This window comes from Paenisporosarcina sp. TG20 (genome assembly GCF_000286315.1).
Taxonomy (GTDB): domain Bacteria; phylum Bacillota; class Bacilli; order Bacillales_A; family Planococcaceae; genus Paenisporosarcina.
In genome coordinates this window covers 1-25,076 of the sequence record NZ_ALJG01000342.1, presented here as the reverse complement: position 1 = coordinate 25,076, position 25,076 = coordinate 1, and the positions used below count along the sequence as shown (strand labels likewise).

The window sequence follows — 25,076 nt, the reverse complement described above, 5'->3', positions numbered from 1 at the left end:
AACAACTTTGAAACGTATTTTGGAAATTAAAAGTGGTATAACAATGAAGTACAGTGATTTTGTTATTTGTTAAAAAAGTGTGTTTTATCATATGTAAGCTAGCTAACGTTCTTATTAGATGAAATCGGTTATAGTTAGTTCTTACTCAATTAAAGGAGGAAATAACATTGACTAATATGATGAAGTTTCAAGTAACAGGAACATCAAACAAGATGAAATCAGAACTTAAAATAAATAAACATGCCATTACGATTGACGAGCCAGCAAATATGGGCGGAACGGATCTAGGACCTGATCCTATATCCAATCTTCTTGCTTCACTTGCTGGTTGTGAAAATGTGATTGCAAATCTGGTCGCAAAAGAAATGAAGTTCAATCTTCAAGGAATTGAATTTGATATGAAAGGCGAATTAGATCCAAGAGGTCTAATGGGACAAGCAGATGTACAACCTTTTTTTAATCAGGTCTCTGTTTACGCAAAAGTAAAAACAGACGAAACTCAAGAACGCATTGATGAACTAAAAGAAAAAGTGGATGCTAGATGCCCAGTATTCACAATGTTTAAAGCTGCTGGCATTCCAATTGAAGCCACTTGGGAGAAAGCATAATATAAAGATGGGACAAGATCTATTCTCCATGTAAATCTTATACTTTCATATCTCTTTAAAAAGAAGTCGATAACTATCGACTTCTTTTTATTTCTCGAATTGTATGATAGATTACTTTTACTTCTTTAAATTCAATTTATACTTTAATGAAAATTCGATTTGAAGCGAGTCTCGCCCTTGGTTGAGTCATGCATATGATAATCAATGGGATTTTTGGATTACGAGACGCTTAAAGTCTGAAATCACAGGATGGGACATGGGACAAAATGAAGCATATCTTTACGTTTTTCACTGTTTTTTTCTTTTTTATTGATATTAGTACAAAACGTTTTTTCGAACATAGATTATCTATTAATGAAACAATTATAGTAATACCTGAATGGTTACAATGGACATTAATTCATAATACAGGAATGAGTTTTGGTCTTGGAGCCGGACATACTACATTCATTATTATTTTGCAGGTACTAGTTATTGTGTTAGTAATCTACTTTAAGTGGACGTTTAAACCAACTTCATTTATCGAGAAATTAAGCTTCTCGCTAATAATTGCTGGGGGGTTAGGTAATCTTTATGACCGGTTTTTATTAGGCTATGTCATCGACTTCATCTCATTTCGATGGTGGCCAGCTATTTTTAATTTTGCTGATATAGAAATTCGCTTAGGGATGATCCTATTAATGGTGTCGATCATAAAAAGACACTTGAATAAAACAAGCACGACAATCAAAGTTGATTAAGAATCTTTATTTTCATAGTAATCCCTATTGCACTTCATCAATTATAGAACGCTTAGACGATTTTCTCTTAACTTAGAGTTCATCGTCTTTTTTTGACTCTATTGACGTGCAATATAAATTGCTTTTTACATGTCGGAACATCAACAAAACTTTGGAATAGATATATAAGGTGACTATTAATTCTAAAGGTGGGAAATCTAATGACTTTTTCATATGTGGCTTTAGGGGATTCATTGTCGGTAGGAATAGGTTCTTCGTTATTTGCACCGGGGTTTGTTCAGAGATATAAAAGGTATATTGAATGTGAGGTTGAACAACAAATTTCTTTATTTGTATTCGCTCGCCCAGGATTTGAGACAGGAGATGTATTAAAAGAACTTGAAAATGTTTATATCCAGAAGAATATTAAAGAGTCAGAAATACTCACTATTACTGCCGGAGGGAATGACTTAATTAGCGCTACCAGAAAATTCCAATATGAAGGCGATGAAGACGTGTTTTTGGAAGCACTAGCGTCTTGTCAAACCAATTATTCAAAAATGTTGAGAAAAATAAATGAAATAAAAAAAGATTGTGACCATCATTTTATAATAAGAATCCCGAACCTATACAATCCCTTCCCGGAGTTTCCATTAGCTACTAAATGGGTGGAGATATTTAATCTTCATATCAAAAAGTCCGAAAAATATTCAAGTGTAAGGGTTGCAGATATTTACAACGCTTTTTTATCTCATGAACAGGAATACTTATCTTTTGATAGAGTCCATCCAAATGACAGGGGTTATGAGGTTATAGCGAAGACCATAATAAACTTGGGTATTGATAGTCTACGTAAAAATTAAATTCAATTAGGAATGTATAGGAGCCACTAAGGCTCTTTTTTGATTGGTCCCTCAAAAATTCAATCTGATAAGTTAATATTCAATTTGACCTATGATTTTTCCGTATGGCTATCATTTGCGAATTTTTTTTGATAATGCGCAAGTGCAATCAGAGGAAAAATATATCTATAACTATGATAATGAATATAGAAACTACCAGCCATTCCCTGACCTTTTGGATAAGCTGTTGTCCAATCCTCTTTATCATTATTTTCTAAAATATAATTGATTCCTCTTACTATTTCCGGAGTAACTTTTTCTTCTGCTGCAATCAGCGCATCCAATGCCCAGGCAGTATGAGTTAATGTACTGGCTCCTAACGAAACGTAGGTTTTCATTTTATCACTTTTACAAGACTCTCCCCATCCCCCATCCGGATTTTGGATATCACGTAGCCATTTGAGTGATTTTAGAATGGAAGGATGGTCCTGTGATATTCCTGCCGCAACAAGTCCGGTTATAGCAGCCCAAGAGCCATAAATGTAACATATGCCCCATCTGCCATACCACGATCCATTCGGTTCTTGATGATCCAATAACCAATTTACACCTAACTTTATAGAGACATGGCTCATCTTTAAGTTAGTAAAATTCCCGAAAAACTCCAATGTTCTTCCTGTTAAATCTGCACTCGATGGATCTGCAAGTAAATATTCAGCATCTTCAATTGGAATCATAGACAGAATGCTTTTATTTACATCTTTTTCGAATGATGGCCATCCTCCATCATCATTTTGCATTGAAAATACCCACTTGATTCCTCTGTCCCAAGACGTATGAACGTTGGTATTTATATCGACTGTTTTACAGATAGCCCTTAAGGATGCAGTAGTATCATCAATATCTGGGTTCATTGTATTGATATTTGAGAAGCCCCATCCCCCTGGAAGACTCTGCGGACTATGTATGACCCAGTCCCCAAATTTATAATGCTGTCGTGTTAATAAAAATCGATTTGCTTTTTTAATTACAGGATCTAATTCTGAGACGCCAGCTTCTTGCATGGCATAACTAATTAAAGCTGTATTCCATATCGTTGCTGTAGTGAATTGCATATGCGTCTTGCCGTCAACTTGGCATTTCATTGCCTTTAATCCGTTTACCGCATGAATGATAGTGGGATGGTCTTTCTTATATCCAAGGGAAAGCAGGGCGAAAATTAGTAAAAATGTCGAAGTGAAATAACTGTATAAGGTACCATCCGGTTCAATTCGTTCCAGCATATACTGTTTTGTCTTTTCTACCGCAAGTTCCTGAATTTGCTTTGGTAAACCAATTAGGTCCTCCACTTTTCTTTGAATCGATGAAAGAAAAGGACTCCATTCATTTGAGAGGACCCAAGATAAATATTCTTCGTCCCACCGAGTGTGTTTTGAAATATATAAATCTGAAATATTTGGACTTTTATTTGTTTTTATTGTGTATTTCTTATCAGCGAGAATCATGAGTGGCGCGATATTCGCCCTTCCAAAGACAGAGAAGTCAAAAAAGTTTAACGGAAATGACAATGGTAGTAAAACAAATTCTGTGGGCATAGTGAACATTTTTGACCATGAAATTTGTCCAGTTATTGCAAGCATAATTTTTGTTAGTAAACTACTTTTATCTATTCCGCCTTTTGAAAAAATAAATTGTCTTGCAGCTTGCATACGCACATCCTTGTCAGAACAATAGCCGGAATATAAAAGGGCGTAATATGCTTCGATTGTGGCAGAGACATTACCATCTTCATCATAAAACAGCTTCCAAGCTCCACTGTCTTCTTGTTTGCTCAAAATCCGATCGACTAGCTCCTTTATTAATTCTTCTTCATCATCAATAGTTAATGAGCGCAATAAAATAATCATATAGGCATCCGTTGTAATACCTGTTTCAAAAGGGTATTCCCAAGTTCCTACCTCAGATTGATCTTTCTTCAAGATGCTTACAATACGCTTAATTTCGTCTGACGGGGTATTACTCACAAATATCTTCCTTCCAATAGCATTAATTCAATATACCTAAACATATTCGTTTAGCTTTTAAAAAATACGAGGAAGTGAGAAATCAACTTGTGTCTGAAAATGATGCACCCATTTTTCTAGAATTATATGTTCCGAAGCCGAGAAAAGAGCATATGTAAATACTTTACTAATCAAAAGAAATGAACAACTTTCACAGCTATTGCCATCCCTGTTTTCTGTCAATATAATTGAAATTAATATACTCATTTCACTATTTACAAAGTAAATAGTAGATATTTCGAACTCCAGTTAAATAGTTATTTGATTTTACGAAAACAAAGCTATTTAATATATTTTCACATTCTGATTTTATTGCTAATAGAATAAAAAATGGTAGGACCATTACAGGGTCCTACTATTTTTTGGCCATCTAATAACCTACACCACCATAACCACCGCCAGCAAAAGCAGCTCCGACAATGATTAGCAGGATAAACAATACAACAATCAACGCAAATGCTGATCCACCACCATATCCAGACATCTTATTCCCCCCTCTCCTGTTGCTCATAATAGAATGTGAACAATATTAGATAATGATAGGGCTATATACCTTCCTTATATATACAAAAGAGAAATAACACAATAACTGTTATCTATCCCAAATTATTCATGGGACAAATTTTCCACCAAAAATAAACCACAAAATGTAAAGGGATCTTGATATCCGAATTCATTTTGTGGTTTATTTTTTATTTTTCTTTGTTTTGCACAGGAAAATTAGTAAAAGTTCATACCAATTATCTTCGAGTACGAAAAATGGACAGACTTCTCCCTTGGTCTGTCGGATTTTTTTAAAATTTGGATTACTTTTTATGCATTTACTCTATTTTGACTCGCAGGTTTTGTATATTCCGAAGCGTTTGCCAGAATACATCTTTGTATAGGCAACTACTGCATAATTTGAACGTGATGTAGCGAGCAGAGCGGATGACTTTTCCTGCAATCTTAATGAGTTGACTGCGTATGGTTTCCATCGTTTGATTGCGGACTTTGTTTGGCAAACACATTCTTCGGAACCAATTATGGAAATTATAAGCTAACACGGCCATTTGGAGACGGATGGCATTTGTTTTTTGAGAATGACTACTTAACCAATCAAACGCAAAACCATTTTTACCTTCTTTTATAAAATTCTCCATCGTTCCGCGATTTTGATAGGTTTTTACCACATTTTTAGCATTGGCAGAAAGACTCGTCACAATTAATGTATAGGTAAATAAGAGTTCACCTGCCGGTTTTTCGAGCTTGATGATCACCCTTCGTTTGATCTGCCAAGACGCTGCTTGATAGTTTATTTCTTTAAAGAAGACACATGGTTCAACTGTGATACCGAGATTTTTTGTAACTTGAGCCTCTAATTCTTGGGCAAACCCAATTAATTTTGCATTGGCCTTTAGGCGAATGACAAAATGTACATCATACTTTTCACACAATTCATATAACCCTGGAGACGCGAAACCACTATCTCCGCGAATGATAATGGGACAGTGAGGATATCGTTCTTTAAAGTGAATCAGAACGGGCTCCAAAAATTCAATCACGCCATTTGAGGTATACACGTTTCCACTTCGGAGGACAGCTTTGATACAATCCCCAGTTAGCCCATCAAATAAGAACAACGGATGAAAGCCCATCGTCCGAATGTGCGTTATATGAAGTGTTCTCTTGATTTCCTGTTGTCTCGAAATTCGCAGAATCGATATCAAAGATAAAACCGTCACTTGGCTTTACCTGTTGAACACGATCAAATAAGCATTGAATTGCCTGTTGAAATTGATCAACGGTTTCTTCGTCTACTTTTGAATTTAGACGGGAGATGGTTGGTTGGGATGCCAATCGTTCTTTTGAAAAAATGCGAAGCATCGTCGGTTCCACTTGAAGATCATCGGCTGCGTTATCCGTATGATGGCCGGCGAGATGCTGGTACACTTTCTGCATGATGACATCATGATTGAAATGAGTGTGATGGGAGGAAGAATCTTTGATGTTGATTTTTTCTTTCATCATTTCCGTAATACCTAGCTTCTCATCAAATTCTTTGTACAGCAGTAATCCGGAATCCGAAGAGAGATCACCGCCATCAAAATTAATCTTTACTCTTTTATTGAATTGCAAGCTCGTTTCTTGTACACTTTTCATATAGAATCCTCTCCTTTTTTGTTTTTTTTGTGGTGATTAAAACATACCAAAAAGGAGGGTTCTTTTCACTTAATAAGTGAAAACAAAAAAGCGAGAGTCTCTTAGTGTGATAAGAGTTTCTCGCTTTTTTGTTCTTTTGTGTGAATAATATAGGATCTATATTTATTCAAACAGGGTACACAAATTACTGCAGCTGACCCAAGTGCCATAATTTATAAAATACCCCATGCTGTTACACATCTGAATTGCTAGCATATTATAGTTTTTAGTGGAAAAACACTAACAATAGGAGGATGAAAATGTTAAATGAATATTTATATTTTTTGGCTTATTTTGGAATTGGAGGAGCACATCCTGGTGGTTTTGCTCTAACTCGATCCAGATTGGAAGATGAAATCATTCAACCTGAATCTGTGTTAGATATTGGATGAGGAACTGGTCAGACAGCAGCTTTCTTAGCTCAAAGGTTTGAGTGTCAAGTTACTGGGATAGATAATCACCCAATTATGTTAGAAAAAGCTAGAGAACGATTTAAAAATAAGGAATCCCGAGTCAAAATAATTGAAGGAGATGCACAAAATTTGAATCTAGAGGATAATTCCTTCGATTTTATTATTGCTGAATCTGTTATCGCTTTTCCTGATATTTCTAAAACGGTAGATGAGCTAGCAAGAGTATTAAAAAGTGACGGAAGTATGATCATGATTGAAATGACTGCAGAACAATGCCTGTCAGACGAATTACAAAGAAAAGTTTTTAGCCTTTACGGTATCAATGAAATTTTAAATGAAGAAGAATGGATATTGAAGCTTCAACAAGCTGGATTTACTAGAATTGAAATAATTAATGCCCCAGTAGATCTGATTCCATATGAAATTAACGATATTAATCAGTCCGAAAACATAAATCTTGATTTTTATGATTTATGGGATGAGCATAATAATTTTATTGACCAACATCCTCAACTCATTGGTTTTCGTGCGTTTAGGTGCTACTTAACTTAATTTCACAAGTAATAGCTGGAACCGGCAATTAGTTCTTCAGAAGATTTACAATATAATTCGTAATTATTAAATGGACCGTTCTTTTTTTCGAAAGAATCAACAATTTGAAAACCAATATAATAGCCGATCCATTTAGGAAAAGGGTTTCTGTCATTCCCATATAAAAAATGTCCATGGTTTCCTATTCCAACCAGATTCAAAGACGGTATAAAGTATTTAGCCCATATTTCGGCAGTGTCGTTAAATGAATAGAGATTTGTCCAAGGTGCTAGCCACTTTTCACCATATAAGTCTTTAACTGCATACTCTCCTAGCCCCTCAATAATTAGCGAATCCTTTAGAGGGATTTTCTCAGGAGATAAACCCAAATAGTTTAGTCGGCAAACATGGTTATATTCATGAGCTAATAATGCCTTAATTTCTTCTATTGGTACCTCCGCAGACAAAAATAAAAATAATGCGCCTTTATATGCCACCCCGCTTTTAGTAGGAAATCGGTCTATTAATTCAACATTCACTTTTTTTACAGGGAATATAAAGATCGGAATCTTTGGACCATTCCATAAATCTCTTATAAGTTTATATTCATGATCAACAATTCCCCAAATGTTGTGTAATTCCATTTCTATTACGGTATTTCCTAAGGTCACCCAATCAATAGAATCAAATAATCCGTGGTTTAAAAGTTCGTATTGTAATTCTTCGGGATTTATTTTTGGAAACGCTTCTACTAGCGGGACACATATAGTTTCACATTGAATAAAATGTGAATTTCCTCCTATCTGCTCCTCACATCTATTCACAAATTCATAAAGCCATGTTTGTGTTTGAATTACTGACAAGTATCTCACCCTTTTATAGTTTATTTATCTACGCCTATTAATATATGTTCGGGATGCATAATTACTATACATGTCTCTAGACGTTTGTCTATTACAAAAAATAATTTGCATCATAAGTTAATCATACATACTTGTATGTAAATACGTTTGAAAGGAGGATAAAAATGTCTCATTCTGATTTGTATAATGTGTGCTGTAGATACCATGGGAAAAACGTGAGAATTACTTGCCGTGATGGTAGGGTTCATATGGGTGAAATCACCAGAATAAATAAAGATACTGTCTGGATTCGACCAACTGGAAATCTTGGTGGTTATGGTTATGGATTCTTTGGAGGATACGGACGTGGTGGAGGATATGGAGGATATGGTGGATACGGACGTGGTGGTGGATATGGTGGATATGGTGGATACGGACGTGGTGGTGGATACGGTGGATATGGATATGGTATAGGGCTTAGTTCTATTGCTGCGATAGCTCTAGCAGCAGCATTTTTATGGTAATGTTTTGATTAATTTCAAATGAACCTCAAGTGGTTGTTCTGCTTCTTACTAACTTGAACATGCTTGATTATCTGGTGTAAGACAACCTAATTGAGTTCACTTACTTCATCACATAGATATAAATAAAATCACTAGTGTTGCATTAAATTAACTCCAGTTATAAAAATACTCAAAATGTTCAATAATCTCATTTTTTGCAAAGAAAAAGTCCTTTATAATGGATAAAGTCAGGTGGTAACCCGTCCAAATCCATTAAAAAAGGACCAACTCATGGACAAAATTACACGAAAAACGTCATTTGGACAATGGTTTTCACCTATGAATCTTCAATTGCTTGAAGAAAAAGTGAAAACGATGAAATTAGACCATTACACAAAAAAACTTACGACCCATTCTTTCTTAAAATTACTCCTTTTTGCGGCAACTGCACCAAACAGAAAGTCTTCACGCTCTGAGCGATTGTCTTTTTGATGATCAGCTTCAAAATACCGCAAAGATGGATTCTATTAGCGTGTCTCAGCTGTCACGGCGACTCAACGGAATGAACCCAGACATCTTCCAACTGTTGTTCTTAGATTTAGTCCTTCAAATTCACAGGAAAACGAAGTACTCAAAAATCACGATGCCGTTAAAAATCATTGATTCGAGTACGTTGCCACTGAATTTGACGAACCACAAATGGGCTAAATTGGCCATGCTTGGAGCATTAGTTTCTTTTTATTTAGCAAAATGGTTTGGTGATCGCTTTGTTGAAAACTTTATGAAGGAAAATGGTATCATACGATTTATGGATTAATTAAAAAACACAGGTTTATAACCATATTAATTACTAAGCTTGTTCCGTTAGTTTATTTTTGATGCTATTAGCTTTGCTGCTGGATTAAGTGGTATGAGATTGCGTACCTTCTTACTGGCAACAGGAGTCGGCATGATTCCAGGAACCATTGCTTATACGCTACTAGGACATGACCTTTTAAAAATTAACGAGTACCAAAGTCGTCTTATTTTCATTTCTCTTTCTATCATTGTCGTTATCATTATTGGATATATATTGAAACTAAAACTGTCTCCAGATAAACAAGAAAACAATTGAAGATAACCAAACCTATTGAGAAAGACGCGAAATGAACTCAATCAAGAGTCGGCACTTACTTTGTAAACTATCATAGTAAGTTGAACATTTAATAACTAAAAACAGCTCTATTGGGACATATTAGTTAAACTAAATAGTGTTCGAATTGAGTTGCAACTGTGAAATCAATTACTAGATTTCTAACTTAAAAACAATGTGTTTGGATAAAACTCAAACCAAGGCTTTTTAAAATGTGGGTAACTGATAAGCTTGACCAAATTTTCACCTTTTAATGGTCCAGATATTGCTTCTCCGAATAGGTTCCAAGTGCTATTTGTTTCTTGATCAGTGTATGTTTCCTGAGTCGCCTTTTCAAAATGAAGATCCCTTTCCCTATTCCGAGACGAATACATGAGAGCCTGACCCTTATTCTCTCCTGATTCAATCCCCATATCACTAATTTCTTCATTAAAAAGAACAACGATTTGAAAACCATTAACTTTATAATTGATCACTTTTTCCTTACGTAATCGTTCATAACTAATCGCTACAGGTTGATTTTTTATCGTTGTTGCAAATATTTTACTCGTATCAACCATACTTGCTCCTCTTTCTTTGAAATCACCTGTTTGGTGAGCTGGCGGATGAGGATCGTTCTCTGTTTTTAAAAGAACTTGGCTCGATGGATATTGCTCAGAAACTTGTTCGATACTTAATATTTGACTAGGTAGGGCCTCAAGCTGCTTACCTGTCCATTCTCCCAAGATTGCTTGACCAGTGAACTGTTGCCACCATGATTCAGTAACATCATCCCACATAACCAAATCAAAATTTCTGAGCATGCCACTAACACCCAGACGTATATTTTGACCATTTATCACACGCTTAAATACAATCGCACTATTACAAAGAGGACAAAAGGTTACAGCAATTGGCTCTCCATCCACTTTATCATTGACAATTTCGTGTAGCATCACATCATCCACACGATAAGCCTTCACTTCATTTTTTGTGGGTACGACAATCATCGCAGATCGAGGTGGTAGCGATTCCAATGCTTTAGAGACACTTTGAAAATGAGGATTATCCAACGGAGGAATCTCATCTCTTTCAACTCCGGGCACCTGCAAACTTCCCCATAAATCATCAACATGCTTTGTAAAATTCGTTTTCTTCCATGTTTGATGTAACTTTTGCATATCAAGCTTTGTATTCCAGTAAGTCATTCATCATCTCTCCTTATCAAAATAGCTAACCTAATAACTGAAATAAACTTTTTAAATCTATGAATGTAGCTTATCAAATTTAATGACGTATCTCAATTTTCAGAACTGGTAAATTAGCCACACCTTTGTATAAAGGAAACCTAGTAGATTTCTGCAAAAATAAAAATATTTCATGAAATCCAATCCAAACTAAAAGAAGCCGATCATTAGATTTGCTCCTTTTTTTATATACTTTCAGAATTGTTAGATAGCTAACTTTATTAATTATTCAATTGTTTTAAACTATAAAAAGAGGAGTGATAACAATGGTAGTTGTTAAACAAGCATCCATGATTTCAAGTTATTCTAAGATTGTAAAAGCATCATTAATCGCCAGTACAATAGCTGGGGTGTTATTCGGATTAGTTATGCAGATGATGGGCATGATCATGATGATTTCCTCAATGGCAGGGAGTGAAAGTCTAGTCATTGGATGGGCTATGCATATGATGATCAGTTGGATTTTTGGACTTGGATTTGGAGCTATGACTCTCCTATCTTCCCGGTATTATGTAGTTGGCGCTCTTCATGGTGTCATAATTTGGGTAATGGGTCCCCTACTTATCATGCCAATGATGATGGGCATGGGATCAATGATAGGAGAAATGTTTGCAAGTGCTCAGCTAATGAGTTTAGTTACCCACTTAGGCTTCTCACTCATTCTGGCTGCCGTATTCAGTCGTCTCGTCCATAAACCTACGAAAGCCTGAGTACCAACCTTTCCAAGTCTATGGGGTGATTCTTTCCTCAATAGACTTGGAAAGGTTTTTTAATTTTCCCATTAACACTACATCATGTGGGTTATCACTTTTTCACACTGCTGGATAGGAGAAAATAATTCAAATAATTAATCAGTAATGATTTTTTTTATTTCATCTACTCTAATTGAATACCCTAGGATTGTTTTCTTTAGTAATCCTTCTTTTTTCAACTTGCTCATTAGAAGAGAAATCGACTCGCGAGAGGATCCCACCATTGTGGCAATATCTTCATGGGTGAATTTCATTTTAATTGATTGCCATTCTTTTTCACGCTGTCCTCTTTTTTCACTCATTTTTATTAACAGAAAAGGGTTCGATAACGGATATCTCCGAGTGCGATTTTTTCACTAAGGTCATATGTATCCTTCAACCGATTTGATAAAATTTGAATCAATTTAATCGAAACATCAGGCGTCGTTCTAATGAATTCTTCAAATTTCCCTTTATCCATTGTGCATAAGTAACAGTCAGTCATCGCCTCTGCGTAGGTTTGCTGATCCGTTAGCATAAAGGATTCAGTTTCGCCAAAAACATTGCCATCCACTAATATATCAGTAGTAAATTGCTTGCCTTGTGAGTTCATGCGGTAAAGACGAACTTGCCCTTTCTTAAGAAAAAAAAGCACATCGAGAGATTGCTCAGGAATTAATATTTGTGTACCTTTTTTAATTGGCGTCATTGTACTACTTTTGTCAATTAACTTAATATCCTTCATTGGCAACTCATCAAAAAGATTAATATGCGAAAGGAGTGTTAGTTTATCCATGGTTATAAGTCCCTCTTCCCTTTTAACTGGATGCTCTTCTGAACATTTATTATTTATAGTTCCAGGATGTACAAAATGTGATCAGGTAAAAAGTAAATTAAAAGAATTCGGCATTCCTTTTCAAATGGTTAATATTTTCGAACATCGTCAATTGTTAAAGCATGTACCAAAGGCTTTCCTCTATTAAAAATTCAAGAAGACTACTACAATTATGTGGATGTATTGAACGAGACGTTCGAATTAAACTATTGTCAATCTTTTAAAAAGTAATCCATCTAACATCTATTTTATTTTACGTTTGTTATGTTTTTATTATTACTGAATTAAGGAGGGTTAATTATGTTTGAAAAAATTTCATCAGTAGAACAGTTTGAAAAGATAATAGGGCATGACAAACCTGTAGTAGTAAAGTTTTATGCTGACTGGTGTCCTGACTGCAAACGTATGGATGCATTTATTGGAGAAGTAATGGATGACTTTAATGAGATTCCATCTTATTCAATCGATAAAGATCAATTTGAAGAGATTTCAAGCAAATATGATGTGATGGGAATTCCTAGTCTCCTTGTTTATCAAAACAATCAAAAGCTTGGACATCTTCACAGTGCCAATGCTAAAACACCTGATGAAGTAACTACGTTTCTTCAACCATTTTTTTCTTAAGTTTATCGAAGAAAAATCATAATATTAACTAAATATACGTATAAGAGGAGATTTTCATGAATTCATTAAAATTAGGAACTGAAGCACCATTATTTAATCTACCAGAAGCAAGCGGTGGAACTTATTCACTTGAACAAGATTTGACAGATCGTAAAGGCTGGAGATTCATCCTATTTTTCCGTGGTACTTGGTGTTCAGTTTGTAAGCTTGATTTGTCGGAGATTGAAGAAAGTAAATCTTATTTTGACGGAAAAAATATTCATTTCACAGCCATTTCAACTGATACTCAGCAAGATTCTACCTCGTTTAAAGAGGAGCTCAACTTATCTTTTCCAATCCTTTCTGATGCGCCTCTAAATTTGTTAAATCAATATGGGGTTTTCCACCATGGTGAAGATGCGCCTTATGAAGATCATGGAACACACGGTGAAGCTGCCTATTTCTTACTCGATGAAAAAGGAAATATCCTATATCAACAAAAACAGACCAGTCCATTTGGTCGACCAAATGCCAAAGAACTACGCAAAATTGTCACTTATATTAAGAAAAACTTGAAAGATTGACAAGGTTTGAAAAGAACTTATAAAAAAGTGCCATCTGCATATTTTGCAGATGGCACTTTTTTCATTTAACAACAAATTAATTGTGGAGCCTTTTCAAACATTCATGCATTTTATAATCAATTATTTTTGGCGTAATAGAAGTTTGGGTGCTAGCCGAATATATATGAGTTCCCCTGCAAGTTCAACAATGGTCTGCGTTACGATAACGGCCGCTACTAATGTGCTCAAGTTATCTGGTAAGGCTAACGCTAGAGGCAGAACTACGAGCGAGTTACGTGTTGAGGCACTAAAAATTAATGCCCGACCTGAACCGACATCAAGCTTAAACCACTTGGCAATACATATAGAAATAATAGGCATGATCACCATAAAGGCAATATAGATAGGAATAACTATAATAATCAGGTCCATGTAGCTTGATAATTTACCAATTTGAGATGCAACGACAACAAAAAGTGTAAGAACCATAAAAGAAACAGGATACCATGAAGTTAAATTCATTATTTTTTTCCCATTAGATGATTTCTTTTCGTACAACTGTATGACCATCGCCACTAGTAACGGGATAACAATAAGTCCGAAAAACGCTTCAAAAAATGGACCTGGATCTACTATTTTCGCTGCTTCACTTCCCATAGCCATAAATAAAGTGGTAATAAGAACATTTGTGTAATGAATAGAACCGGTGTTGATACAAGAATTATTTTTTCATTTCCACGACCTAGAGCTGTAAAAACAATTACATAAACAATATAAGGAGTCAGTAAAACTAAATAGACTCCAAGCAATAATGGAGGATAATCAGGTAATAATTTTGATAAAAGCCACACCACAATAGGTACTGCTATATAGTTAACCGTTAATAAAGCCCCGATAAAACGACGATTAGCAAACGACTTTTTTAAAGAAGTAAACGGAATCTGCGCAAACATACTATACATTAAAACTGCAATGACAACAGAAATGGTTACATCTAATTGACCTCCCAAATCAGGAAACAGTAATCCAGTTGCTGCGTAGACAAACTTGATCATTTTCAAATTGTTCTCTACTAATCATGAAAAATAATTCCCCTTTTAGTGCATATATCATTCTACTTAACTGTGTAATTTATGAAATTACAAATCAAAAATATTACAGTTAAATATTATTGGAATTTTGCGGAATTTAAAATCATATATGATATAATATTTAATAATATATATTAGGAGGAATACACTTGTTTAAAGCCCAATATAAGCTTCAAGGTCGCCTCATTACAGAAGAAGCCACAGTCGATGTTCATAACTCGACCGTTCAAATTAACAACTCTACCCTTCATCTTGAACTGGTAAAATGGGATGCTCCTGTATCCGGTACCGTTTATGGTACTTTACTAAACTATAAGGAAACACTTGCTGCACTTGGAGATTCAGTCAATGAATCCCCTTACAAGGCACCACCTAAAGCACCTATTCTTTATATAAAACCAGCAAATACCGTTATAGGATATGGGACAGCTATTCCACTTCCCGCTTCGATTGAACTACTAGAAATAGGTGCAACACTCGGCATTGTCATTGGACAAACGGCGACAAATGTGAAAAAAGAAGATGCTTTGGATTATGTAGTTGGCTACACCATTGCGAACGATGTGACCGTTCCTCATGAAAGTCTCTTCAGACCGGCAGTCAAACATCGTGCTAGGGATGGTTTTTGTCCAATTGGTCCTTGGGTACTTGAGAAAGTTGCTATAACTAATCCAGATAATCTTTCTCTTCGCGTATATATAAATGGTGAATTGGTCCAAGAAAATACTACGTCTAACCTAATTCGTGGCGTCAGTGAACTAATTTCCGACGTAACAGAATTTATGACATTATACGCTGGCGATGTTCTCTTAGTAGGCGTTCCAGAAAATCCTCCTCTTGCTAGGGCAGGAGACAAAATTCGCATTGAAATTGACCATGTAGGATTTTTAGAAAATGTAATCGTTCCAGAACACGAAATTCTTTCAGGGGGTGATGTTCAGTGAAACGAGCTAGAGTTTCTTTTGCTGGTGCTATCCACGAAGCTATTGAAAAAAACGATATGATCCAATTAACAGATGGCCGAATTGTCAAAGAAGATGAGGTCGTGTGGTTACCTCCTGTGCAACCTCGTACTGTTTTTGCATTAGGCCTTAACTATGCGGATCATGCAAGTGAACTTGAATTTAAAGCACCAACTGAGCCACTATTATTCTTAAAAGGACCTAACACATTTGTTGGTCATCGTGCCGAGTCGAGACGACCAGTCGACGCAACATATATGCATTATGAATGTGAACTAGGTGTTGTCATCGGCAAGACGGCAAGAAATGTGAAACGGCAAGATGCGTATGACTATATTGCTGGATACACTGTGGCCAACGACTATGCCATTCGTGATTATTTAGAAAACTATTATCGTCCTAATTTGCGCGTAAAAAACCGAGATACGTGTACCCCCATCGGACCTTGGCTTGTTGATGCGCATGATATTGCTGATCCGATGAATTTACCCCTTCGTACTTTCGTCAACGGAAAGCGAATTCAACAAGGTTCAACAAAAGATATGATCTTTGATATCCCTTTTCTAATTGAATACTTAAGTGAATTTATGACGTTACAAAAAAACGATATTATTTTAACAGGTACGCCAAAGGGACTTGCTGATGTGAAAATTGGGGATGAAGTCATTACTGAAATTGAAGGTGTTGGTCGATTAGTTAACACGATTGTTGGAGATGACGTATTCCAGAGGAGGAGTTAAAATTCCACATATCATCGTTGAATATACGGATAACTTAAAAGAGGAAACAAATATTTCGCAGTTATTAAAATCACTAAACGAGGTTCTCATTGCTAGGGCTTCCACTTTTCCCATCGGAGGAATTCGATCAAGAGCGATTGAACTTCAACATTACTATGTTGCTAATGGGTCACAAGATGATGCTTTTGTTCATGTTACTTTGAAGATTGCTGGTGGACGTTCTGATGAGGTCAAACAAGAAACGTGTCAAGCTATGTTCGATGTCGTTACAACGCATTTTTCCGAAGTGTTTGATAGACGTTCATTAGCACTTTCTTTGGAGCTTTTTGAATTTAGTGAAACAGGCACATTTAAGAAAAACAATATTCATAGACGCTATCAATAGAATGTGAAGAGAGCTTACCGGTTTGCAAAAACAGGTAAGCTCTTTTTTCTCTATGATTATTTACGTGCTTTTTAGGAAACACCGATTGTTTGGTTTAAGCACTTTAAACATAACAAAGGCTTCATTTTTTGTACTCTTATTTCACTTTTTAGGTGAGGAAACTGCGTTTGTACACCTGTGTTTAGATGAGTGTTGTAGGTTTTGCTGATTAATCTAGGTTTAATTCGTTTGAATCAGTTCAGTAAAAGAATTGTGGTTTGAGATAAGATATTAAATCATATATAATTACTGTATGAAAACTACAAAAAAGCTTAATAAACGTCAGTATGCATATGAAGTCATTCGTTCAAGAATTTTAGATGGAACTTACGCCCCCGGTCAACGTATCATTATAGATCAAATTGCAAAGGAAGTTGGTTCAAGTGCAATCCCGGTTCGTGAAGCAATTCATCAGCTAGAGTCCGATCAACTGATTGAATATAAGGCGAACTCTGGAGCAGTTATTCTTAATTTAAATAAAGAGGTTTACAAGGAAACTTTAGAGCTCTTGGCTGTGTTAGAAGGATATGCAACTATGTTAAGTATGCCCTACTTAACTGAAGACTCATTTAAAGAACTTGAGTTTAAGAGTGCGGGTATGAAAGAGGCACTTTCTGAATTTGATTTAGAGACCTTTAGTGAGTTGAACCGAGACTTTCATTCCATTATCTATTCTTTTTGTCCGAATCAATACATTTTAAAAAATATTCAACAAATGCGTGATCGCTTAAAAACTGTTCGAAATACTGGTTTTATTCTTTATCCAAAACGTGCTCCACAGTCTGTTAAAGAGCATGATATCCTCATCGATATGTTAAGACGACAAGCTTCACCAGTGGAGGTTGAAAATTTCGCGAGGCAGCATAAATTAAATACAGTAAAAGCGTTTGACATCAAACTTTAATATAAATAAGTAGGTTTGAATCCCTTGACGAATTCATATAAAAATGAAGGGTGTATTTTATAATTAAGGAACCAAATTAGTACATCGATGGGATGGTATCGAAACGGTGAGTTAAATCTCTATGCTTCAATTTTGCTCTCCCATTGCCCAAATTGGTAGACATGTCACCAAGGACCATTGCTAAAATCAAAACCAGCTACGACATGTTGGTAATTTATTAACAGGAAGTGTTGTTAATAATTATTCAATTACTCGATCTGGTTTGATTACTTTACATGGGTGTTTTGAAGAAAGTCATAATGGATTTACTGCTGATATGAAGAACATCCATCTCTCCTCATACTTTATAAGTTTATCTAGCTGATCTCGTAGTAACGACCTGAGAAATAGGTTAATGGCTTTCCTTCTTCTTTTAATTCAATGTCACGTACGCTGCCAATATATAACGTGTGGTCACCTTCTACATGTGTGTTATGAACATCGCATGTAATATTAGCTAATGCCCCATCAATGACAGGCATCCCGTTAAAAGACTTAAAGGCAATATCACGTTTTTCCTTAATCTGTCCTGCAAAGTACATTGACATCTCTTCTTGATCATTTGCTAGTAGACTCACTGCAAAAATACCTGACTTCTTAATCGACTCATTCATTTTTGCTTTGTTAGCTACCGAAATTAAGATTAATTTCGGATCAAGTGAGACAGACATAAAAGCATTAGCTGTCATTCCTTGTACTTCTCCGTTTAATTCGGTTGTAATAATGGTAACTCCTGTTGCAAATTTACCCATTGTTGTTTTGAAGATGTGATCATCCATCCATTGTAAACCTCCCTAAAATATATTTATTCCGAAAGATAACTAGTTTAAGCTCTGTCATTTCTTTAACTACATATTTAATCCCTTTGCGTCCTAAGCCGCTTTCTTTTACTCCACCATCAGGCATATGATTAATTCATTAAGGACTCAAATAGTCTAAGTCCTTCACGATCATTAGATTACAAATACTGGTTTATGTTGTTTTAATGTTGGTTCGGCAAGCTCTATTGGTTTATTCATTAAAATATCTTGAACGACCGATGCTTCATTAAACCAACTATCCGGTGCTTCATGTCCCCAGAAAGTCTGTCTTCTTGGATCATTTATATCCCAGCGAATGGGCTTGAAATCAGGGTCACATGTTAGATAGTCTCCGTTATAAAGTTCAATACGGTGTCCATCTGGGTCACGCAGATAAAGGAAAAATGCATTTGAAATTCCGTGACGTCCTGGTCCACGTTCAATAGCTGTTGTATAACCCATTGATGCAAGAACATCGCAAGCATGTATTAAACTTAGTTGATCACTTAACCAGAAACCAACGTGATGAAGACGCGGTCCTACCCCATTCATAAATGCTACATCATGAACACTTGGTTTTCTGTGCAACCAAGCCGCCCAGATTTTTTCATCTTCAGCAGCTGTATATTCCGAACAAGCAAATCCCATCTCATCGATATAAAAGTTATAGGCCTTTTCAACATCCGGTACCATACAGTTAAAATGGTCAATTCGTTGGACTCTTGCGCCTTTATATAAATCATATCGTTGAAGCATTCTTTCAGCTGGATCCATCTCTGCATAGAACTCTATTGGAAGTCCTGAGATATCCTGAACCCGTAGCGCTCTTCCGATTGCATGCTGCTCACCCTTTTGAAGCCATTTTGTTTGCAACCCTTTTGTGGTAAATAAAGATGCCAACGCATCCAGATCCGTTTCAGCGTACACTTTATAGCTTATTACTTCTACGCTTGGAGTAGACGCTTTTTTCAAATGTAAAGAGTGATGATTATGTTCCTCTAATCCTCTTAAATAAAGGTTCGTAGCATCTGACTCTGTTTCAATAAATCCTAAGCCATTTACATAAAAATCATGTGATGCTTCTAAATCCACAACATTTAATACGGCTCGGCCTGTACGAATAATGTTAAAGTCCATTGTATATCCCCCTTACACGCCTGAGAAATGAGGCTTTTTCGTTTTGGTTTGGTCTAAGAAATCTTGTACATAGCCTTTGTATTTATCTTTTTCGTAGCCTTCAAAAAACGCCATTCCCATACGGACAGGATCCCCGAAGAAGTAGTACTCGTAATGCATTTGACGGCTACCGAATGCACTCATTGTCATATCCCACGCTAACCGGAATAATTGCGTACGCTCATAACCATCTAAATTCTTTCCTTGTAAGCCTCTGTTTAGAATTGGTCCAATTTCCTCATGAGAAAAGTCTGCTTCTGTAGGAATTCCCATAAGTCCAGAAGCTCCCAGAACACGTAAGATTTCAATCATGCGAGGGTACACTCTCGGATACCATGTACGTGCTGCATTTAAGGCTTCAAAATCAGGAGTCATCGTCCCCGAGCTATCCAGTTTGGCACTATGCTCTGCCCGGTACAAATGAGATTTAATTGTTTCAAGCGTTAACATGATTTCGGTTCCTTTATCTTGAACATGCTGGAACTGATCAATTCCAATCGCATCCATTATATTTAAAACAACACCTAGTAAGAATTCGGTTTTTACCACATTTTTTGCAATAACTTGATGTGACATATGAACAACTGCATTGGTCTCTCTAAATGTTCGGTTACAAACGGATGAATTCCCGCAAACAAAGACGCGCTCCCAGGGAACAAAGACATTTTCAAAAGAAACAATCGCATCCCCTTCTTCAAAACGAGAAGAAAGAGGGTGATCCCATTCACTTTTACCATAATCGAATGATTCACGGCTTAAGAATTTAAGACCTTTTGTGTTATTAGGAATAGCAAATGCTAGTGAATAGGGATCATCTAATTCTCCTGCTTTTTTTACGGTTGAAGGGAAAACCATCAGTTCATCCGTAATACCCCCTTGAGTTGCAAGTAAGCGAATTCCATCTACAATGATGCCATCTTTGTTTTTTTCAACTAAGTGTAAAGCTACATTTGCATCTTTTTGTTCATGTTGTGCTTTTGCACGGTTTACTTGAGGATGTATAAGTGTATGAGTTAAACTAATATCGTTTTCACGTGCATACTCATAGTAATTTCTAGCGTTCTCGGCAAACATCGGATCTGCCTCAGCAAAAAGACTATTATTAACCCCCATCGCCATGACTTCTGCATTCAAGTAATCAGGTGAGCGTCCCATCATCCCACCAGAAGTCCGAGCCCATTCTTGCATAGCTTCGCGTCTCAGGATTAAATCATCAATCGTTTTTGGTTGTAAAAATGTCATGCCTACTTTGTCTCCTGTTGTTGGAGATGTATAAAGCATTTTATCTGGTTTTTCATATTGTAAATCATAGAGACGGGCCATTGATTTGACGACGTTTTTTAATGCAGGATGTTCTGTGACATCCTCCACTCTCTCACCATGTATATAAATATTGTTATTTGCTTTTTTTAAACGTTCAATATATTGAGCTCCTGTTTTTGCTGGCATTGTTTTTCACTCCTCATACTATTGTTGTTTCTTACCAAACTGTGGAATATGATGGTCACCTATCGCGATATGAACGACTCTTGGTTCTGTGTAGAATTCAAAGATGGCGTAATGTCCACCTTCTCTTCCAATTCCACTCGATTTCATTCCGCCAAACGGGATACGTAGATCACGCACATTTTGAGCATTGACCCATAACATTCCAGCCTCAACCGCATGCGCTACACGGTGACCTCGCTTTATATCATTTGTCCACACATAGCCTGCAAGACCGTATATAACATCATTTGCAGCATCAATTACTTCTTCTTCGCTTTCAAATTCAATGACTGCCATTACTGGACCAAATATTTCTTCCTGGGCGACTCTCATGTCATTTGTAGCATTTAATAGTAGAGTAGGTGGTACAAAATTGCCGGCCTTTACTTCATCAGGAACAATACCTTGAAAGACTTCACAACCTTCTTGCTTAGCTATCTCAATATACTCGGAAACTTTATTAAAATGACCTTTATCAATTAACGGGCCAAGTTGCGTAGAAGCATCCATTGGGTCTCCAATCTTGATGTTCTGTACTCGCTCTTTAAGTCTCTCGATAAATTGTGTTTTTATCTTTTTATGAAGGAAAAGCCGTGAATTAGCTGTACAACGTTCTCCGTTAAATGAAAACATTCCCCACACCGTTGCATCTAGCGCACGATCAAGATCTGCATCATCAAAAATGATTAAAGGTGATTTTCCACCTAGTTCCATCGACGTTTTCTTTAAGGTATCAGCAGAATTCTTAATAATTGTTTTTCCTGTTGTTGTTTCACCCGTGAAAGAGATTGCTTCTACGTCAGGGTGTGCTACAAGCGCTGAACCCGCTGTTTCGCCAAATCCATGTACGACATTAAATACCCCTTTCGGCAAGCCTGCCTGATCAATGATCTCAGCAAGTTTATTAGCAGTTAAGGGTGATAATTCTGCCGGCTTCAGCACTACTGTATTTCCTGTTGCTAATGCTGGTGCTACTTTCCACGTTTCCAACATAAAAGGTGCATTCCACGGTGTAATTAATCCAACTACCCCGAGAGGCTTATAGATTGTATAGTTTATAAATTCATTGTCTACAGGGTATGACTCCCCGTGAAGTTTAGACTGAACCATTCTGGAATAGAATCGAAAGTTTTCAGCCGCACGGGCAATCATCTTTCTAGTTTGAGCAATCGGTAGTCCGGTATCTATTGATTCTAAACTTGCAATTTCTTCAACGCTTTCATCAATTAAATCCGCAATCCGGTTAATGTAAACCATGCGTTCCTCCATTTTCATGGACCCCCATGGACCACTCTTAAACGCTTGTTTCGCAGCGTAAACAGCTTTATTCACATCCTCTTCGCGACCCTCAGCAACCAGGTTATTGACTTCATTGGTAAATGGGTTGATGTTTTCAAAGGTTGCCTGAGCGTGAGCATTTACAAATTCACCATTAATATAAAGCTTCACATCATCAACTTTTATGTTGGTACGATCTTTAGACATCTCTGTTGATTTCATCATTATGGTCCTCCTCAATTCGACCTTAAAAATCGCATGTTTACTGTACAGGTTGTGCTGCTGATAAATCTACGTATTGGTTCAACACTTCGCGTATTTCATCTTGCAATTCTTGTGTAGGGAGATCCATTGGTAATCGAAGTATGGGTTCAGCTCTTCCAAGCATGCCGAGTGCAGCTTTAAGGGGGGCTGGATTGGTATCTTTAAACAACACATCATTCAACGGCATTAATTCATAATGGATTTCCTGTGCTCTTTTTATATCGCCAGCTGTCCATGCATCGTATAACTCGGCAACTTGCTTAGGTAAGATGTTAGCGGTGGCACTAATGTATCCTGCCCCACCAATTGCAAGCATTGGATAACATAGTAGTTCGATTCCTGAATACAGAAGAAAGTCTCTACCACATTCTAATAAAATACGGTTTACATGTTCAAAGTCCTTATTTGATTCTTTAACACCAATTATGTTCGGGCAATCTTTGCTTAGTTTTGCGAGTGTTTTAACTTCTAAGTTTGTTGCTGTTCTTCCCGGAATATTATAAATAATAATAGGAATATCTACCGAATTGGCAACCGCCTTAAAATGCTTATAGAGGGCATGTTGTGAAGGTTTGTTGTAGTAAGGGACAATAACGAGTGCAGCGTCTACACCAAGCTCTTGTGCTTTATTAGTGAGGTATAATGTTTCTTCATGATTTGTCGAACCTGTACCCGGGACGAATGGGACACGTCCATTTACTGCCTTCATCGCAACTTCTATCACTTGAACTCTTTCTTCTAGTGTTAGTGAACTCGGTTCACCCGTTGTTCCTGTTACCGAAATACCATGACTTCCGCTTTCAATATGCCAATTAATTAAGCTAATTAATGTATCAAAATCTATAGAACCATCTTTTTTAAATGGTGTTACGATTGGTGCAATTGAACCTCTTAGTCTTTTTTTCACTAGTTGAAACATGAACGACACCCCTTTATAAGTTTTTTAATTTTTTGAATACATTTACAATTTAAATGTAGCACGTGTTAAACTATATTAAAAATACCTATAAAGTATTCAAAGTATACGAAAAAAGTATAGAAAGGGTTGTTCGATTTTGGATATCAAACAATTACGCTATTTTTATACCATTGCTGAACAAGGTCAAATCACAAGAGCTGCAAAAAAATTACACATGGCTCAACCACCACTTTCACAACAATTAAAACTGTTAGAGGAAGAATTAGGTGTGATTCTTTTTGAAAGAAATGGACGAAATATGGTTTTAACTCAAGCTGGATTAGTTTTATATAAAAAAGCAGAAAAAATATTACTAGAACTCGAGGAGATTAAAACAGAAGTTAAGGAGACTAGTGAAGGCCTTAGAGGTAAATTATCAATTGGCGTTGTAAAGACTTGTTTTTCTTATGTACCTGATCGACTTCGTATGTTTCGAGAGATCTATCCTGCTGTGACTTTCACCTTGCGTGAAGGAGATTCTTTTATGGTTGAGCAATTAATTACGTCTCGCGAATCGGAAGTGGGAATTGTTCGACTTCCGATTGAAATGAAATTATTTTCAAAAATTGAATTACCTAAGGAACCTTTTGTTGCTGTTTTTCCTAGTAATACACCAGGTATCCTTTCAAAGACTACGATTAAGATGAAAGAATTAGAAACAGTACCTCTGTTATTGCTACATCGGATTAGTGGAGTAGGGCAATTTGAAATCGTATTGCAGGAATGTAGACGACATGGTTTTGAACCAAATGTAATTTGTGAATGTCCAGATGTATCAATGATTTTATCTTTAGTTTCAGCAGGCGTAGGTGCTACGATTATTCCCAAATCATCTCTTGTATCATTTTCAATGCCTAATTTACATATTCTTGAACTTGAGGACTCTTCTTTATTTTCTGAATCGGCCGTTATATGGTTAAAAGACCGTTATCTTTCTAAGCAGGCTAAACGTTTTATTGGTTCGTTTGAGTCATTTAGTGTATAAGAAAAACCGAGCAAAGTACGCCCGGTCCTTTAAGAAAGCAGGATATATCAAACTGCATCTCCGTCTGTTTCCTGGTGGTTCTGGACGGCAAACCTACTGCAGCATAACCTCAAGAATAAAACAACTTCTATTCAAATATTGTGATTTCCGTTACAAGGCGGACGCTTTCCGCGGG

24 protein-coding genes and 5 pseudogenes are annotated in these 25,076 nt (G+C 36.3%); 17 read left to right on the top strand and 12 right to left on the bottom strand.

All coding sequences use genetic code 11. The annotated features are described in order from the left end of the window. Positions 1 to 167 precede the first annotated feature (167 nt). The 3 genes from B371_RS0115810 (at position 168) to B371_RS0115800 (ending at position 2,190) form a co-directional block, all read left to right on the top strand. Positions 168 to 608 (top strand): OsmC family protein, encoded by a 441-nt coding sequence (locus tag B371_RS0115810; RefSeq protein WP_019415284.1) that lies wholly within the window; start codon positions 168 to 170, stop codon positions 606 to 608. A gap of 266 nt (positions 609 to 874) precedes the next feature. Further along, entirely contained in the window at positions 875 to 1,348 is a 474-nt protein-coding gene (gene lspA, locus B371_RS0115805; RefSeq protein ID WP_019415283.1) for a signal peptidase II, read from the top strand. A gap of 200 nt (positions 1,349 to 1,548) precedes the next feature. Then, positions 1,549 to 2,190 carry a GDSL-type esterase/lipase family protein gene (locus tag B371_RS0115800; protein ID WP_019415282.1) on the top strand — a complete coding sequence of 214 codons (642 nt, stop codon included), beginning with the start codon at positions 1,549 to 1,551 and terminating at the stop codon, positions 2,188 to 2,190. A gap of 89 nt (positions 2,191 to 2,279) precedes the next feature. On the opposite strand, the gene shc is transcribed toward B371_RS0115800, so the two are convergent. The 3 genes and pseudogenes from shc to B371_RS24130 form a co-directional block, all read right to left on the bottom strand. Further along, on the bottom strand, positions 2,280 to 4,193 hold the full coding sequence (gene shc, locus B371_RS0115795; protein ID WP_019415281.1) for a squalene--hopene cyclase: 1,914 nt from the start codon (positions 4,191 to 4,193) through the stop codon (positions 2,280 to 2,282). 409 nt (positions 4,194 to 4,602) lie between these two features. Then, a complete protein-coding gene (locus B371_RS23005; protein WP_019415280.1) occupies positions 4,603 to 4,716 on the bottom strand; it encodes a YjcZ family sporulation protein in 114 nt (37 codons plus the stop codon). 337 nt (positions 4,717 to 5,053) lie between these two features. Continuing rightward, positions 5,054 to 6,374 (bottom strand): annotated as a pseudogene (locus B371_RS24130) (IS1380 family transposase). 299 nt (positions 6,375 to 6,673) lie between these two features. On the opposite strand from B371_RS24130, the gene B371_RS24300 reads away from it, so the two are divergent. Beyond that, the gene (locus B371_RS24300; protein ID WP_019415279.1) at positions 6,674 to 6,805 is read left to right on the top strand and encodes a hypothetical protein; all 132 of its coding nucleotides are present in this window, start codon (positions 6,674 to 6,676) and stop codon (positions 6,803 to 6,805) included. A 12-nt stretch (positions 6,806 to 6,817) separates the two neighbouring features. Further along, a pseudogene (locus tag B371_RS21925) lies at positions 6,818 to 7,378 on the top strand (class I SAM-dependent methyltransferase); the annotation flags it as partial. A gap of 2 nt (positions 7,379 to 7,380) precedes the next feature. Here the strand turns inward: B371_RS21925 and B371_RS0115775 are convergent. Next, on the bottom strand, positions 7,381 to 8,229 hold the full coding sequence (locus B371_RS0115775) for a DUF2268 domain-containing protein (RefSeq protein ID WP_237721546.1): 849 nt from the start codon (positions 8,227 to 8,229) through the stop codon (positions 7,381 to 7,383). A gap of 155 nt (positions 8,230 to 8,384) precedes the next feature. On the opposite strand from B371_RS0115775, the gene B371_RS0115770 reads away from it, so the two are divergent. The 3 genes and pseudogenes from B371_RS0115770 to B371_RS0115755 all read left to right on the top strand — a co-directional run bounded on the left by B371_RS0115770 (position 8,385) and on the right by B371_RS0115755 (position 9,816). Beyond that, positions 8,385 to 8,723, top strand: a complete 339-nt coding sequence (locus B371_RS0115770) for a hypothetical protein (RefSeq protein WP_019415276.1) — start codon at positions 8,385 to 8,387, stop codon at positions 8,721 to 8,723. 270 nt (positions 8,724 to 8,993) lie between these two features. Beyond that, positions 8,994 to 9,412 (top strand): annotated as a pseudogene (locus tag B371_RS21920) (DUF4372 domain-containing protein); the annotation flags it as partial. A 200-nt stretch (positions 9,413 to 9,612) separates the two neighbouring features. Next, positions 9,613 to 9,816: a hypothetical protein gene (locus tag B371_RS0115755; RefSeq protein ID WP_157185224.1), complete on the top strand. Its 204-nt coding sequence runs from the start codon at positions 9,613 to 9,615 to the stop codon at positions 9,814 to 9,816. Positions 9,817 to 9,995: 179 nt separating this feature from the next. Here B371_RS0115755 and B371_RS22505 read toward each other — a convergent pair whose 3' ends face one another. Beyond that, positions 9,996 to 11,021, bottom strand: a complete 1,026-nt coding sequence (locus B371_RS22505) for a DUF3179 domain-containing (seleno)protein (protein WP_019415274.1) — start codon at positions 11,019 to 11,021, stop codon at positions 9,996 to 9,998. 305 nt (positions 11,022 to 11,326) lie between these two features. On the opposite strand from B371_RS22505, the gene B371_RS0115745 reads away from it, so the two are divergent. Then, entirely contained in the window at positions 11,327 to 11,770 is a 444-nt protein-coding gene (locus tag B371_RS0115745; protein ID WP_019415273.1) for a hypothetical protein, read from the top strand. Between the two features lie 137 nt (positions 11,771 to 11,907). Here B371_RS0115745 and B371_RS21910 read toward each other — a convergent pair. Then, a pseudogene (locus B371_RS21910) lies at positions 11,908 to 12,587 on the bottom strand (Crp/Fnr family transcriptional regulator). Here B371_RS21910 and B371_RS24530 point away from each other — a divergent pair. The 3 genes from B371_RS24530 (at position 12,586) to B371_RS0115725 (ending at position 13,813) form a co-directional block, all read left to right on the top strand. Beyond that, a complete protein-coding gene (locus tag B371_RS24530; protein WP_019415272.1) occupies positions 12,586 to 12,774 on the top strand; it encodes a glutaredoxin domain-containing protein in 189 nt (62 codons plus the stop codon). The pseudogene B371_RS21910 and the gene B371_RS24530 sit on opposite strands and share 2 nt — an antisense overlap. A 152-nt stretch (positions 12,775 to 12,926) precedes the next feature. Continuing rightward, positions 12,927 to 13,250, top strand: a complete 324-nt coding sequence (locus B371_RS0115730; RefSeq protein WP_019415271.1) for a thioredoxin family protein — start codon at positions 12,927 to 12,929, stop codon at positions 13,248 to 13,250. Positions 13,251 to 13,306: 56 nt separating this feature from the next. Then, positions 13,307 to 13,813 carry a peroxiredoxin gene (locus B371_RS0115725; protein ID WP_019415270.1) on the top strand — a complete coding sequence of 169 codons (507 nt, stop codon included), beginning with the start codon at positions 13,307 to 13,309 and terminating at the stop codon, positions 13,811 to 13,813. Positions 13,814 to 13,933: 120 nt separating this feature from the next. Here the strand turns inward: B371_RS0115725 and B371_RS21900 are convergent. After that, positions 13,934 to 14,872, bottom strand: a pseudogene (locus B371_RS21900) (arsenic resistance protein). 160 nt (positions 14,873 to 15,032) lie between these two features. Between B371_RS21900 and B371_RS0115715 the strand changes: the two are divergent. From B371_RS0115715 to B371_RS0115700, 4 genes are all read left to right on the top strand, one after another. Then, positions 15,033 to 15,827 carry a fumarylacetoacetate hydrolase family protein gene (locus B371_RS0115715; protein ID WP_019415269.1) on the top strand — a complete coding sequence of 265 codons (795 nt, stop codon included), beginning with the start codon at positions 15,033 to 15,035 and terminating at the stop codon, positions 15,825 to 15,827. Then, positions 15,824 to 16,585, top strand: coding sequence for a fumarylacetoacetate hydrolase family protein (locus B371_RS0115710; protein ID WP_019415268.1), 762 nt, complete (start codon positions 15,824 to 15,826; stop codon positions 16,583 to 16,585). Before B371_RS0115715 ends, B371_RS0115710 begins: the two co-directional genes overlap by 4 nt. Beyond that, positions 16,560 to 16,970: a 5-carboxymethyl-2-hydroxymuconate Delta-isomerase gene (locus tag B371_RS0115705; RefSeq protein WP_019415267.1), complete on the top strand. Its 411-nt coding sequence runs from the start codon at positions 16,560 to 16,562 to the stop codon at positions 16,968 to 16,970. Before B371_RS0115710 ends, B371_RS0115705 begins: the two co-directional genes overlap by 26 nt. A gap of 292 nt (positions 16,971 to 17,262) precedes the next feature. After that, positions 17,263 to 17,913: a GntR family transcriptional regulator gene (locus B371_RS0115700; protein ID WP_019415266.1), complete on the top strand. Its 651-nt coding sequence runs from the start codon at positions 17,263 to 17,265 to the stop codon at positions 17,911 to 17,913. Positions 17,914 to 18,269: 356 nt separating this feature from the next. Here the strand turns inward: B371_RS0115700 and B371_RS0115695 are convergent, their stop codons facing one another. From B371_RS0115695 to hpaI, 5 genes are all read right to left on the bottom strand, one after another. Beyond that, the gene (locus tag B371_RS0115695) at positions 18,270 to 18,731 is read right to left on the bottom strand and encodes a flavin reductase family protein (protein WP_019415265.1); all 462 of its coding nucleotides are present in this window, start codon (positions 18,729 to 18,731) and stop codon (positions 18,270 to 18,272) included. A gap of 174 nt (positions 18,732 to 18,905) precedes the next feature. Beyond that, positions 18,906 to 19,889, bottom strand: coding sequence for a 3,4-dihydroxyphenylacetate 2,3-dioxygenase (gene hpaD, locus B371_RS0115685; RefSeq protein WP_019415263.1), 984 nt, complete (start codon positions 19,887 to 19,889; stop codon positions 18,906 to 18,908). Positions 19,890 to 19,901: 12 nt separating this feature from the next. Further along, positions 19,902 to 21,377 (bottom strand): 4-hydroxyphenylacetate 3-monooxygenase, oxygenase component, encoded by a 1,476-nt coding sequence (gene hpaB / locus B371_RS0115680; RefSeq protein ID WP_019415262.1) that lies wholly within the window; start codon positions 21,375 to 21,377, stop codon positions 19,902 to 19,904. 18 nt (positions 21,378 to 21,395) lie between these two features. Then, positions 21,396 to 22,919, bottom strand: coding sequence for a 5-carboxymethyl-2-hydroxymuconate semialdehyde dehydrogenase (gene hpaE / locus B371_RS0115675; RefSeq protein ID WP_019415261.1), 1,524 nt, complete (start codon positions 22,917 to 22,919; stop codon positions 21,396 to 21,398). 37 nt (positions 22,920 to 22,956) lie between these two features. Beyond that, the gene (hpaI, locus tag B371_RS0115670; RefSeq protein ID WP_019415260.1) at positions 22,957 to 23,877 is read right to left on the bottom strand and encodes a 2,4-dihydroxyhept-2-ene-1,7-dioic acid aldolase; all 921 of its coding nucleotides are present in this window, start codon (positions 23,875 to 23,877) and stop codon (positions 22,957 to 22,959) included. Positions 23,878 to 24,013: 136 nt separating this feature from the next. Here hpaI and B371_RS0115665 point away from each other — a divergent pair, with 136 nt between their 5' ends. Further along, on the top strand, positions 24,014 to 24,901 hold the full coding sequence (locus B371_RS0115665) for a LysR family transcriptional regulator (protein ID WP_019415259.1): 888 nt from the start codon (positions 24,014 to 24,016) through the stop codon (positions 24,899 to 24,901). Positions 24,902 to 25,076: the final 175 nt, after the last annotated feature.

Bases quoted from the DNA above. Each gene is read 5' to 3' on its own strand.
- lspA (WP_019415283.1), top strand. From the start codon at position 875: ATGAAGCATATCTTTACGTTTTTCACTGTTTTTTTCTTTTTTATTGAT.
- B371_RS0115800 (WP_019415282.1), top strand. From the start codon at position 1,549: ATGACTTTTTCATATGTGGCTTTAGGGGATTCATTGTCGGTAGGAATA.
- B371_RS23005 (WP_019415280.1), bottom strand. From the start codon at position 4,716: ATGTCTGGATATGGTGGTGGATCAGCATTTGCGTTGATTGTTGTATTG.
- B371_RS24300 (WP_019415279.1), top strand. From the start codon at position 6,674: ATGTTAAATGAATATTTATATTTTTTGGCTTATTTTGGAATTGGAGGA.
- B371_RS0115770 (WP_019415276.1), top strand. From the start codon at position 8,385: ATGTCTCATTCTGATTTGTATAATGTGTGCTGTAGATACCATGGGAAA.
- B371_RS0115755 (WP_157185224.1), top strand. From the start codon at position 9,613: ATGAGATTGCGTACCTTCTTACTGGCAACAGGAGTCGGCATGATTCCA.
- B371_RS22505 (WP_019415274.1), bottom strand. From the start codon at position 11,021: ATGACTTACTGGAATACAAAGCTTGATATGCAAAAGTTACATCAAACA.
- B371_RS0115745 (WP_019415273.1), top strand. From the start codon at position 11,327: ATGGTAGTTGTTAAACAAGCATCCATGATTTCAAGTTATTCTAAGATT.
- B371_RS24530 (WP_019415272.1), top strand. From the start codon at position 12,586: ATGGTTATAAGTCCCTCTTCCCTTTTAACTGGATGCTCTTCTGAACAT.
- B371_RS0115730 (WP_019415271.1), top strand. From the start codon at position 12,927: ATGTTTGAAAAAATTTCATCAGTAGAACAGTTTGAAAAGATAATAGGG.
- B371_RS0115725 (WP_019415270.1), top strand. From the start codon at position 13,307: ATGAATTCATTAAAATTAGGAACTGAAGCACCATTATTTAATCTACCA.
- B371_RS0115705 (WP_019415267.1), top strand. From the start codon at position 16,560: ATGACGTATTCCAGAGGAGGAGTTAAAATTCCACATATCATCGTTGAA.
- B371_RS0115700 (WP_019415266.1), top strand. From the start codon at position 17,263: ATGAAAACTACAAAAAAGCTTAATAAACGTCAGTATGCATATGAAGTC.
- B371_RS0115695 (WP_019415265.1), bottom strand. From the start codon at position 18,731: ATGGATGATCACATCTTCAAAACAACAATGGGTAAATTTGCAACAGGA.
- hpaD (WP_019415263.1), bottom strand. From the start codon at position 19,889: ATGGACTTTAACATTATTCGTACAGGCCGAGCCGTATTAAATGTTGTG.
- hpaB (WP_019415262.1), bottom strand. From the start codon at position 21,377: ATGCCAGCAAAAACAGGAGCTCAATATATTGAACGTTTAAAAAAAGCA.
- hpaE (WP_019415261.1), bottom strand. From the start codon at position 22,919: ATGATGAAATCAACAGAGATGTCTAAAGATCGTACCAACATAAAAGTT.
- hpaI (WP_019415260.1), bottom strand. From the start codon at position 23,877: ATGTTTCAACTAGTGAAAAAAAGACTAAGAGGTTCAATTGCACCAATC.